Here is a 12,258-nt window from a genome sequence, read left to right on the forward strand (position 1 = left end):
TTTCAACAGTTTTGTGACAATAAAAATTATTTATTACTTGTTTTAATCATTCTTTCTCTGGAATCCAAACTTTCATTTTACCCACCCCTCTGTTAGACCAAGCATAATAAGGGATAGCTTTAAATTTATCTGAAACTAAAGTGTTCACTCCATCTAATATTTGCTCTTTTTGGATTGAATACTTATCAAAAGAAGAAATTGTAATATCATCAAATTTTGGATTATCAATTTCTTCAACTGCATATACTAAAGGGCCATATTCTAAAGACAATTTTCCTTTATCTTCTTCAACCATATCATTGGCTTTAACTGTTCTAACTTCCATTGGAAAACTTAGCTCAATTTTATCATCACCATTCCAATTTCGTTTTACTTCGAAGTACCCATCTTTAATTGAATTCTTGATTGTTTCACCATTAATTGTTAAGGTTGGTTTTTCCTTTGACAGATATGTATAGGAATATAAATTGCTTGGTAAAACTTCATTTCTACTCCAGCCAGGAATTCTAAATTTTATAGTGATTTCAGAATTGGCATCAACAGTCATATTTACTTTTCCATTCCAAGGATAAGAAGTTTCTTGGGAAACTTTTACATCTTGCCCATTTAGCTCTATATCAGCTTGGTTTGAAGCATATAAATTCACATATACTTCATTTTTACTTTTAGAATAAATGAGTCCGGGTATGGCGGGTATGAATCGTACAACATTGGTTGGACAGCAAGAACAATCGAACCATGATTTTCGGGTACAAGCACCTTGATTAAATTCATATTTTCCATCGGACTCTAAAGCATTGGGATAGAAAAAATTTGTACCGTCTAAAGAAAGACCAGAAATTAAACCGTTATACAATGTTCGTTCTACAACATCAAAATATTTAGCATCTCCGGTTAAACTATGTAAACGGTGATTCCAATACACATCGCCAATAGCAGCACAGGTTTCATTATATGCTGTTAAATTGGGTAGTTCATAATTCTTACCAAACGCTTCACCCTCATGCAAAGCACCAATACCGCCTGTTATGTACATTTTTTTTTCTACCATATTCTTCCAAAGTTTGTCTACGGCAGTTCTATAAGCCGAATCATCTTTAAAAGCAGCAATATCGGTCATAGCTGCATACATATATACGGCACGTACGGCATGACCAACAACCTCATCTTGTTGTACTACTGGTTTATGGTCTTGAGAGTATGGCCCAAATAAATCATGATTTTCAGGATTACCCCTGTTGTCCAAAAAGTATTTAGCTAAATTTAAATAGTCAACTTTGCCAGTTACTTGGTATAATTTAATTAATCCTGTTTCTATAATTTGATGACCAGGCACAGCTTCAATTTTCCCATCAGTATCACCAAAAGTTGCTACCATTAAATCTGCATTTTTCAAGGCAATATCTAAAAAGTTTCTTTTTCCTGTCGCTTGAAAATGTACCACAGCCGCCTCATACATATGGCCCGCATTGTACAATTCATGACTCATAAATAAAGACTCCCAACGCTTACCTTCTTTCACTACTACCCATTCTGCTGGCGGTTTTGCTGGGTTTATAGTACGCCATGTCGTTAAATACCCATCTGCCTCTTGACCTGTTTTTACTATACCAATCAAAGAATCTAATAAAATTTCTAAAGGTTTATTTGGAGCACTAATTAGTGAGTTTGAAGCACCTTCTATTACTTTATACACATCAGAATCATCAAAAGGCATTACCCCTTTTACATCTCCTTCTATTTTTCCGCCTGCAATCAAAAAATTATCAAAGCGACCTTCTTCTTCACATTTTTCTATAGCATAGGCTATTGTTTTTTCTTGAACTCTTTTAATAATCGGCAACCAAAACTCATCGGTTATCTTTACATTTTGAATATCAACTGGTTCTATTTGATAACCAGTTTTAGGTTCTACCACATTTACAATTTCTTTTTTTTCAGTTTTACAGTTGAACATAAGAAAACATAATGCTACCACTAATGTGTTTTTTATTGTTTTCATTTTTTAATCCATTGGTTTTACACTTGGCCAGTCATTAACCCAAGTCATTTCTTTTACAATTAACTTTGGCAAGCCTTTATCACTAGCATCGTAACCATGCATGAAGGTGTAATCTTTTCCATCGAAAGTAAAAACGCTATTGTGACCAACACCATACCAGTTTTTATTGCCTTCAATTACTAAGCTTCCACCTCCTTTTGTTAGTTCTTTTCCTTCTTTATCAACATAGGGTCCGGTCACAAATTTTGAGCGACCTACTACTAATTTATACGTGCTTTTTTCTCTACGGCAACAATAATCCCATGATAAAAATTGATAATAGTAATCGTCCTTTTTAAATATGAAGGGACCTTCTAAAGCGGCATCACCAGCATCTGCATCTGGTAAATTTGGGCTTCTTTCTCGGCTTGCAATGGGGTACCATTCTTGTGGTTCGGCGATTGTTTTTAAATCATCTTTTAATTTCACCATTTTTAATCCGCTCCAAAACGAACCAAAAGATAGCCAAGGTGTACCCTCTTCATCAAAAATTAAATTAGGGTCAATTGCGTTCCACATATCTCTATTTGGCACTGATTGAATTACAATACCTTTATCTTCCCATTTATAGTTTTCATCTTTCGGGTTTAATGTTTTATTAATTACTAAACCTATTGCAGAAGTATTTTTACCAAAAGCCGAAATGGAGTAATACAAATAATATGTTCCGTTATGTAGCGTAATATCTGGTGCCCAAATATGCCCATTAAAACCTGGCGCTACCTCTTTAGCCCACGTTGGTTGTTCGGCAAAAACGGGATCTGCTTGGGTCCAAATTTTTAAATCTTTAGAGGTGAAACTGGTGATACCTGGTCCTGTGCAGAATAAATAATAGGTATCCCCCTGTTTTGCGACGACAGGGTCATGTGTAATTGGTTTGTCTGTTTGTGCACAAGACACGATAGAAATTAAGAATATATATAATGCGATCAATTGTTTAAATACTTTCATGGTTTTTAATTTTGAATACCTTCTGAAGTCATAATAACACGTTGAAGTGTACCGTCTTCGTTATAATTTAATTCATCTATGCAGACAGAACGTCTAAAACTGCCCCCATTGGGTTGTATACCGCCTGTATGATAAATGAAATAGTCTTTGTTTTTGAACTCAATAATAGCTTGATGATTGGTATTACTGTTTCCTGCCAACTCGTTCAATAATCCTTTAAATTCCCATGGGCCTTCAATAGATTTGCTCATAGCATAAGCAGTTTTTTCAGGAAACTGATAGGCATATGAAAGATAGTACCAATCTCCCTTTTTATGAATCCATGGTGCTTCAGTAAAATTGGGTAAATCTATGGTTTGTATTGGCCCATCTAGCTCAATCATATTCTTTTTTAATTTAGCGTAATAACAAATTGTATTACCCCAAAAAAGATATGCTTGACCATCGTTATCAATGATAACAGATGGGTCAATATCATCCCAGTCAATGGTTGTGTTCGTAGTCATATCATTGGTGATTAATGCTTTACCTAAAGTGTCTTTAAAAGGACCTGTAGGACTGTCTGAAACTGCTACACCAATAGCTTTTCCTTTAATAGTACTATGTTCAGTAGTGATGTACCAATAAAACTTTCCATCTCTCTCGATTACCTGAGCTGCCCAAGCATCTGATTTTGCCCATTTAAAATCGGATACTTTTAAGGGTACTGGATGTTTTTTCCATTGTACCATATCTGCAGATGAATATACCAACCATTCGTTCATTTTATAAAAATGAAAATCGTCTGGTGCTTCATCATGTCCAGCATATAAATAAACAGAGTCTTGGTATACAATAGCTGCAGGATCTGCTGTAAATTCATCTTTAATAACAGGATTATTGAAAGTTGATTCTAAGTTTTTATATAATTCTTTACCCCGACCTACATCTTGGGCATTCAGTGTAAAAAATATTGTTAGTAAAAAACCAACCGTAAAAATGTTGTTATTTGATTTTTTCATTAGTCATTTATTTTTTTTCCCCAAATAGCAGTTCCTTCATTATCTAAACCAGATAGCAAAATAGTGGTCGCTACTTTATTTTCCCAATCTCTACCTTGTTCAACATGCAATTTTACTATGGTTTCGCCTGAATTGTAATTAAGCGTAAGCCAAGGTGCATCATAAGACCATGAGTTAGTATTATCAGCGTTAATACTACCGTCAATATTTAATTGAAGGCTCGTAGAAAATTGGAAATCTGCCGTTTTTTGTTCATCTGCATACCCAGGCACAATTCTATACCCTAGTTTAATTTCTTCGTAATCACCAGCTATATTTTCTGCAGTAAGAGCAGTTTGTTGAATATTGGCAAAGCGTTCTGGTGAAACAATTGGCCATCCATCTTCAGTCCAATAAATTTTACGAACATGCAATACCATAAAAAAACTGTTTTCACCTGGTCTACCTTGATGTGCCATAAAGTATTGCCCTAAATCATCAGAAAATACGGCTGGATGAGAAACCCCTTGCCAACCAGGGTGATCATTAAATTTATAAGGAGCTAAAATCATAGGTCCATTATCTACTTCAGTATTTATATCTAAACCATTAAAGTCATAAAATGGACCCGCAGGATTATCGCTTCGCCCAACCCTTACATTATATTTTGTTTGTAACCAGTCGTAAGAAATGAACATGTAATATTTTCCTTGTTTCTCATTATAAATAACTTCTGGTCCTTCAATATTCCCATTCACTATACCATTTGTAAAACCCCGTTGTGCAACCCGAAGCCCTTTATCGCCATTAACCAACGCTAAACCTGTAGTTGGATTTAATTTTAGTTTATAAATACCGTCATAAGCAGAACCATAATAAAACCAGTGTTCACCAGATGGACTTACAACCACAGAGGGGTCAATTGCATTAGTCTGTACCGTACCATCTCCTTTAGAAGTAACAACTAAATCTTTCTCGACCCAAGGACCTTCAGGACTTGTAGAGGTTGCCAAGCCGATAACACTTAATCTACCCGTACTAGATGATAAAGAATAATACAAACGATATTCATCGCCAACCTGCATTACAAAAGGTGCCCAAAGCGAGTTAAAAGGAGCGGTACCTTCACCTTGAATATATGCGCTTCCTTTTGATGGTAAGCCGTTAAAAGCCCAACCTAAAAACTCCCAATTGATTAAATCTTCCGATTTTCTAATTTGTATTCCCGGACGGACATCTGACCCAAAAGACACATCGGTATTAAAGCAATAATATATATTATCAACTTTAATTATTGATGGATCGTGCACGTTATAAGGGCCCCATTGTGAAGCATTTTCTTCCCCTGCAACCTCAAAATAAGTATCAGAAATATTATCTACCGTATAAACCATTGATGGTACTGGATCAGGCACAGGTGTAGGTTCTGGATTAGGCTCTTCAATAACCTCTTTTAACACAACATCATCGCTAGTATCGCTAGAACAACCTATTTCTATAAACAAAAGCAATAACCATACGTAAAGAGCATTGAAGTTTTTCATTTTTTTATTTTATTTTTTTCCTTCTAATACAACTACAGAAAAAGCAGGGATTGTAATTTCCAAAGTGCCTTTTTTTAGTTTAAAATTAGTAAACTCTTTAGGCACAATATTTTTAGGTGATTCAAATGAATTATGATCTTGTAATGCTTTAGAAGACAAAATGGTAGCAGAAACCTTTTTTAGATTAGAATCAGCAACATTAATACGTACTGTATTTTCCTTATTAGCATCAATATTAACCAAAGAAATATGTATAACACCTTCCTTATTTTTAGAGGCAGATGCTGAAATTGCTGGTAAATTTTCACCATTAAAGCTATAATTAGGAGTATTAAGTTTTAAAGGAATTAACTGCGCATCGTGATGTACGTTGTACATTTTAAGAACAAAATAGGTTGGGGTCAACAACATTTTTTCCCCTTCAGTTAATGCTACAGCCTGTAATACATTTACCGTCTGTGCTAAATTTGCCATTTTTACTCGCTTACTATGGTTATTAAAAATGTTTAAGCTCGTACCAGCTATCATAGCATCACGCATTGTATTTTGTTGATATAGAAAACCCGGATTCGTACCTTCTTCAACATCATACCAGCCACCCCATTCATCTACAATTAAATCTATCTGACCTTCTGGATCATATTTATCCATAATAGCTGTGTGTTTAGTTACCAATTCTTCCATAAACAATGCAGATTTCATTGTTTTAAAATAAAGGTCTTCAGTAAAATCAACTGCTGGCCCTTTATCATTCCAATCAATAACCGAGTAAGAATGCAAGGCAACACCTTCTATCAAACTTTTTGGAATATCGCGCATCAAAACTTCCGTCCAATGGTAGTCATCTACATTAGCCCCAGAAGCTATTCTATAGATACCATCACTATTAGACCAGTCTGTCATAAAAGTAGCGTACTGTCTATAAATATTAGCATAATACTCAGGTGTCATATTACCGCCACAGCCCCACATTTCATTACCAACACCCCAATATTTTACATTCCATGGTTTTTCACGACCATGCTCTTTTCTAAGGTCGGCCATTGGACTGCCTCCTTTGTGCATTACATATTCAACATATTCTGTAAATTCTTGAACAGTACTACTACCAACATTTGCAGCCAAATAAGGTTCTGCACCTAGCTTTTCACATAAATTTAAAAAATCATGTGTACCAAAACTATTATCTTCAACTACACCGCCCCACCATCTATTAACCATACTGGGTCTATCTTCTTTTGGCCCTATACCATCTTTCCAATGATAAGTATCCGCAAAACAACCTCCTGGCCACCTAAGATTTGGTATTTGAATTCCTTTTAACGCTTCTATTAAATCGTTTCGAACACCGTTTGTATTCGGAATTTTACTGTCTTCACCAACATAAAGACCATCATAAATAGATCTACCTAAATGTTCAGCAAAATGACCATAAATATGCTTGCTAATTATCGGTGCATCTTCATTGTTTTCAATTGTAATTATGGCTTCTTTAGTTTGCGAAAAACCAACTATAGTACATAGTACCATAAAAAAGAAGGATAGATTGTTTGATCGTTTTTGTTTCATTTTAAAGATTTAAGTATTCTTATTTAATTACTTCTAAGTTTATCTGCCTTGATATTTCACCAGATTGAGTATACATTGTTATTGAACTCATATTTTTAGTGCATCGAATATTTCTAGAACTTTGAGAAAGATAACCTTGACCCCAATAAAATTCTACTTTTCGCTGTGTTCCATCCTTAAAATGGATTAAGGCATATTGTTCTGATGTGATAGGTTTGATAGTAGTAGTCGATGTTCCTTTAAACTTGAACGTTTCAACTGTATCATCGTTTTTACCAACCATTAAAACTGAAGTTTCACCCACCTCTAACCGGATCAAACTTTTTGCATTTCCTTTTACAGAAAAACCTGATTCTAAGTTAGGTGATGTCTTAAATTCACCGCTGCCATGATTGATTAAAATTGTGCCAAAAGAGGCATCATACCTACCATTTACTACTTCTGTATTATATTCATTTCCTACTAAAATTACATCTTGTAAGCCATCACCATCTAAATCTTCTGAAATAATTCCGTAGACTGGTGCAAACTGCGTGGTTATTGGTAATGGTGAAATTTCAAATTTGCCCTCTCCAACATTTTCTAGATATGATGAATTCATTTCTTTGCTCTCCAAGTTTTCATATGCTGTAATATCTAACATTTTCAAGATATCATTAGTAGTAGCCTTGGCATAGCTATGGTAAAATAAAACCTTCTTCTTTGCTATCGGTAGTTGACTCGTTAATTGGTCAAGTGAAGCCACAGGCCTATAAAAACCCTCTTCAAAACTAGATAAAATTGGATCTACATAACCATTAGAATCAAAATCTGCATAATGCAACTGCAAGGGCTTTTCTAGAGTTCCTTTCAAAGTTGAATTTAACCCTCGATTACCAACAATAAAATCAATATCTCCATCATTATCAAAATCGTCGGCCAATATACTGTTCCAAAGTCCATGTGTATTTTGCAGCCCATTAATAGTAGAAACTTCTAGTTCTTTACCATTGCCCATTAAAATAGTGATTGGCATAAACTCTCCTACCACGACTAAATCTAAATAATGGTCATTATTTGTATCCGTCCAAATTGCCGAGGTTACCATACCTATTTTCAGTAATGAGGGAGAAAATTTATCCGTGACATCTACAAAGTTACCATCTACATTTTCCAAAATATAGCTTCTAGGGTTATTAGGATATTTACCAACTTGTACCCGACCGCCCACAAAAAGGTCAATATCGCCATCGTTATCATAATCACCACCAACTACAGTAGTCGTACTTGTTTTCATCTCTGGTAAACTACCTTCTATGAAGGTCCCTACATTTTCTGGATTATTCAAATAGAGTCTATCTTGATAGCCTACATGCCCTTCGTAACGTTCTGATCCACCACTAACCACATAAATATCAGCCAATCCATCTCCATTAGAATCAAAAATTAATGCCCCTAAATCTTCATATACGTCAGTTGCCGGTAATTCATGTGCATTAAAGTTTCCGTTTTTATCTTGAAGTATAAAACTTGATTTAAAACCATAAGCACCTCCCATAAAAACATCATCTAAGCCATCTGCATTTAAATCACCAACTGCCAAACCAGGACCTTGGTTTGAAAAGCCATGCTGTAAAAGAGGCTGTACACCATAGTCATTATAGGTACTCTCTTTGTGTTGAAAATTGACAATAGTATCTTTTTGAAGATATAATTCTTGCCTTATTTTATTCTTTGTTTTAGATGAAGCTGTAGCATAAGAAAATTGAATCGTTTGATTTGAGACAATATTTTTAATAGTAGAAGTTTTTGAGTCTGGCCAAACAACAGTTACACTATCTAAGTTTTTTAAGCCTTCAAGGCCAAAGTGCATGGTAGTTTCAACAGTACTTTGAAAACCTCTTACTGGTTGATTTTCTTTAACTTGAATGGCTGATCCAGCATAGAGCGTAACTTTTGCGCCAATGCCTTTTACATTCAAAAAGTCACCAATTAAATCAATATTTAAAAAATTAGATTTCTGCGGATATTGTTCACGTAAACGATTCTTATATATAAAAGCTGGTTGGTCAATATTATTTACAATCAAATCTAAATCACCATCTAAGTCTAAATCTGCATAGGCTGCACCATTAGAAATGGAGTTTTCAGCAAAGCCCCAGGGTATACTTTTATTGTCGAAAGTTAATTTAGTAGCGTTTTTAAAAATATAATTGGGTAAAGAAATTGCGGGTCTATACGCTAAACAATCTACCACAGATTGTCTAAGATCTTGCGTATTAGAAAATACCGATGCATTGCTTTCACGGTACTTCACAAAATCTAAATCGGTAATATCCTTACCATATCCATTGGTAACAAATAGATCATTAAACCCATCATTATCAAAATCAGCAATTAATGGAGCCCAACTCCAATCTGTTCTAGAAATACCTGATAATTGGCCAATTTCACTAAAAGTGCCATTTCCATTATTCTTTTGTAACATATTACGCATATGTTGGTTGCCATACCCTATTCGGTTTGCCATTTGAAAAAAATCATATGAACTAGCCCCAGACATTAACTTTCTTCTTTTATAATTGTCAGGCAACATATCCATAGTTACAACATCTAAAAAACCATCATTATCAATATCCCCCACATCATTACCCATAGAAAAGTGACTTGTATGACCAAAATAATCAAGACCTTTTTCAGAAAAAGTGCCATTTTGATTATTTACATATAATAGGTCTCTAGACAAATAATCATTTGACACATACACATCTGGCCAAGAATCATTGTTTGCATCAAAAACTGAAACACCTAGGCCAAAACCTTCAATTGTAATACCCGCTTCTTTTGAAACATTGGTAAAGACTGGATGATTAAGGATTGTACTAAAATCATTACGATAAAGTCTGTCCGTATTTCTACTCTGCCCATTGGTCTTAATTGGTTTTGCATTTATAGCAGAATTTTCAAAACCTCCACCAGTTAGAAGGTACATATCTAAATCACCATCAAGATCATAATCAAAAAATATTGATTGAATGGACTCACCTTGGTCGGCTAACCCATAAGAAGTTGCTGCTTCTATAAATGTATTATCTCCTTGGTTTATATATAATAAATTTGGGAACGAGTCTTTGTTACCCATACCACCAACACTGATATAAATATCATCTAAACGGTCGTTATTTATATCAACAACCGAAACACCCGTACACCATTTTTTGTTTGTATTTATCCCTGAAGATGTGGTTATATCTTTGAATTTAAAACTTCCGTTATTTAAATAAATACTACTAGTTCCCATATTACTGGTAAGTATAAAATCTGGCAATGAGTCATTATTGAAATGTCCTATACCAACACCCCCACCATTATAAAGATATTCGTAGTTCATTAAATTAATAGAATCGTTAGTAGTAATAGTATTATTAAAATAAACCCCTGTGTTTTTAGATTCAAGAAGTTCGAACAATGTATTTTCTCTTCTTTTCTTATCACAAGAAAAAATAAGCAGTATTAGCCAAAAGAGAAAGATGTTCTTTAAACCCAAAACAAATTGGTAATTAATTATTTTTTTATCCTTGTTGAATATAAAAAATCGGTAGACATATTTTAAAACACATCTACCGATAACAACAACTATTTACTGATTTGCTGAATTACCAACTAAATTAGGATTACGGTCTAATTCTCCTTGAACAATTGGTTGATATTCTCTACCAGGAACAAAAGTATTAAACTCATCATCATTAGCTTTTAACTCCGCTAATTTAGTAGCATCATTTAACCATCCCCATCTTTTAATATCATAATATCTAAGACCTTCAATTGCAAGTTCTGTAATACGCTCATGCGCCAATTGATCCATGAACTGAGTAAGGTTTAATGCGGCAAATTCCGCTTCTCTATCGGGTAAATTTGCTCGATCTCTAACTTGCTGAACTAAACTTGCAGCACCTGGCATGTTCCCAGTATTTGCCAAATTCTCTGCTTGCATTAAAAGAACATCTGCATAACGTAGTATATGGTAATTTATACCACTTGTAAAAGGATCACCACCTTCGTTGGCCAAGGTATATTTTGCAATATAATAGTTTGATGGGTCTAAAAAGAAATCTGTTCCATAGGATTGTGTTAAGCCTTCTTCCGGTTCAAAGGATAAAATAGTTGCTGCAAATCTTGGGTCGAGTTGACCATCTATAGTACGCTCTTCTCTTAACTCATTAAATAAAAATTCTGTTGGGAAGAAATCGTAAAAATCTGCTCCAGAATAGGTTGGTGCTACAGCAGAAAACTGTCTCCAGTTTACGGTAGGGTCGCCTCCCCAGTTAAAATCTGCATTTTGGCTTTGGGTAAATTCTGCCCAAAATATTCTACCTGTATTGGCATTTTCTCTAGTAGGGTCTTGCGTGAATAAATCTTGATAATTTGAATGTAAGCTATATTCCCCAGAATTAATAACGGCATCAAAAAATGGTATGGCTGCGCTATAATCACCTTGATATAGTTTTAATTTACCCATCAAGGCCTGAGCGGCACCTTTGGTAGCTCTGCCAACTTGACCAGCGTCTGGTCCACTAACCAAATCATAATTTACTGGTAAAGAAGCAATAGCAACATTTAAATCTGCTTCTACTTGGGCATAGATTGTTGCCTGAGTAACACCTTGGTTAGAAGGATAAAAATCTTCTTGACTTTTAGGAACTTCCAACACCAATGGTACGTTGTCAAATATATTAGTTGCATTGAAATACGCTAAAGCCCTTAAAAAATGTGCTTGTCCTAACAACCTTGCTCTTAAGTTTTCCTCGACTTCTGGTACCTCTGGCACTCTTTCAATAGCTTGGTTCGCTCTGCTGATTAATATATAGTAACCTTCATAACACCAACCAACAGCATCATCGGTAGCAGGAATGGTAAAATTACTGGTTTGAGATAAAAATGCCCATGGGCTTCTTGACTTGGCTTCATCTCCTCTACCATCCCCCAAAACTGGTGTCATTCTATTATATAGACCATCAATAATCAATGGGTTATAAACTGCATCAACCGCTGCAATTGCTTCAGCTTGATTAGAATAATAACTATCTACACCAGACCTATTTGGGTTAATTATATCTAGCTCATCCTCACAACCTATAAAAATGGTTGCACTAATCGCAAGTAGTAATACTTTTAATGTATATGTCTTCATTTT

7 protein-coding genes are annotated in these 12,258 nt (G+C 34.7%); all 7 read right to left on the reverse strand.

Going from position 1 to position 12,258, the window contains the following annotated elements:
* Window positions 1–46: 46 nt before the first annotated feature.
* The 7 genes from AACZ41_RS11630 to AACZ41_RS11660 all read right to left on the reverse strand — a co-directional run bounded on the left by AACZ41_RS11630 (window position 47) and on the right by AACZ41_RS11660 (window position 12,255).
* The gene (locus AACZ41_RS11630) at window positions 47–2,002 is read right to left on the reverse strand and encodes a glycoside hydrolase family 127 protein (protein WP_339628639.1); all 1,956 of its coding nucleotides are present in this window, start codon (window positions 2,000–2,002) and stop codon (window positions 47–49) included.
* A gap of 3 nt (window positions 2,003–2,005) precedes the next feature.
* Window positions 2,006–2,992 carry an arabinan endo-1,5-alpha-L-arabinosidase gene (locus tag AACZ41_RS11635; protein WP_339628640.1) on the reverse strand — a complete coding sequence of 329 codons (987 nt, stop codon included), beginning with the start codon at window positions 2,990–2,992 and terminating at the stop codon, window positions 2,006–2,008.
* 5 nt (window positions 2,993–2,997) lie between these two features.
* On the reverse strand, window positions 2,998–3,993 hold the full coding sequence (locus AACZ41_RS11640; RefSeq protein WP_339628642.1) for a glycoside hydrolase family 43 protein: 996 nt from the start codon (window positions 3,991–3,993) through the stop codon (window positions 2,998–3,000).
* Window positions 3,993–5,516, reverse strand: a complete 1,524-nt coding sequence (locus AACZ41_RS11645) for an arabinan endo-1,5-alpha-L-arabinosidase (RefSeq protein WP_339628643.1) — start codon at window positions 5,514–5,516, stop codon at window positions 3,993–3,995. The genes AACZ41_RS11640 and AACZ41_RS11645 overlap by 1 nt, the downstream gene beginning before the upstream one ends.
* A 9-nt stretch (window positions 5,517–5,525) precedes the next feature.
* Complete coding sequence (locus tag AACZ41_RS11650; protein WP_339628676.1) at window positions 5,526–7,046, reverse strand: alpha-L-arabinofuranosidase C-terminal domain-containing protein; 1,521 nt, start codon at window positions 7,044–7,046, stop codon at window positions 5,526–5,528.
* A 58-nt stretch (window positions 7,047–7,104) separates the two neighbouring features.
* A complete protein-coding gene (locus AACZ41_RS11655) occupies window positions 7,105–10,455 on the reverse strand; it encodes a VCBS repeat-containing protein (protein WP_339628644.1) in 3,351 nt (1,116 codons plus the stop codon).
* Between the two features lie 249 nt (window positions 10,456–10,704).
* The gene (locus AACZ41_RS11660) at window positions 10,705–12,255 is read right to left on the reverse strand and encodes a RagB/SusD family nutrient uptake outer membrane protein (protein ID WP_339628645.1); all 1,551 of its coding nucleotides are present in this window, start codon (window positions 12,253–12,255) and stop codon (window positions 10,705–10,707) included.
* Between the last annotated feature and the right edge of the window lie 3 nt (window positions 12,256–12,258).

This window comes from uncultured Maribacter sp. (assembly GCF_963974015.1).
GTDB lineage: Bacteria > Bacteroidota > Bacteroidia > Flavobacteriales > Flavobacteriaceae > Maribacter.

What these genes read in the sequence shown, in the direction of transcription:
- AACZ41_RS11630 (WP_339628639.1), bottom strand. Translation starts at nt 2,002, where the DNA reads ATGAAAACAATAAAAAACACATTAGTGGTAGCATTATGTTTTCTTATG.
- AACZ41_RS11635 (WP_339628640.1), bottom strand. Translation starts at nt 2,992, where the DNA reads ATGAAAGTATTTAAACAATTGATCGCATTATATATATTCTTAATTTCT.
- AACZ41_RS11640 (WP_339628642.1), bottom strand. Translation starts at nt 3,993, where the DNA reads ATGAAAAAATCAAATAACAACATTTTTACGGTTGGTTTTTTACTAACA.
- AACZ41_RS11645 (WP_339628643.1), bottom strand. Translation starts at nt 5,516, where the DNA reads ATGAAAAACTTCAATGCTCTTTACGTATGGTTATTGCTTTTGTTTATA.
- AACZ41_RS11650 (WP_339628676.1), bottom strand. Translation starts at nt 7,046, where the DNA reads ATGGTACTATGTACTATAGTTGGTTTTTCGCAAACTAAAGAAGCCATA.
- AACZ41_RS11655 (WP_339628644.1), bottom strand. Translation starts at nt 10,455, where the DNA reads ATGAACTACGAATATCTTTATAATGGTGGGGGTGTTGGTATAGGACAT.
- AACZ41_RS11660 (WP_339628645.1), bottom strand. Translation starts at nt 12,255, where the DNA reads ATGAAGACATATACATTAAAAGTATTACTACTTGCGATTAGTGCAACC.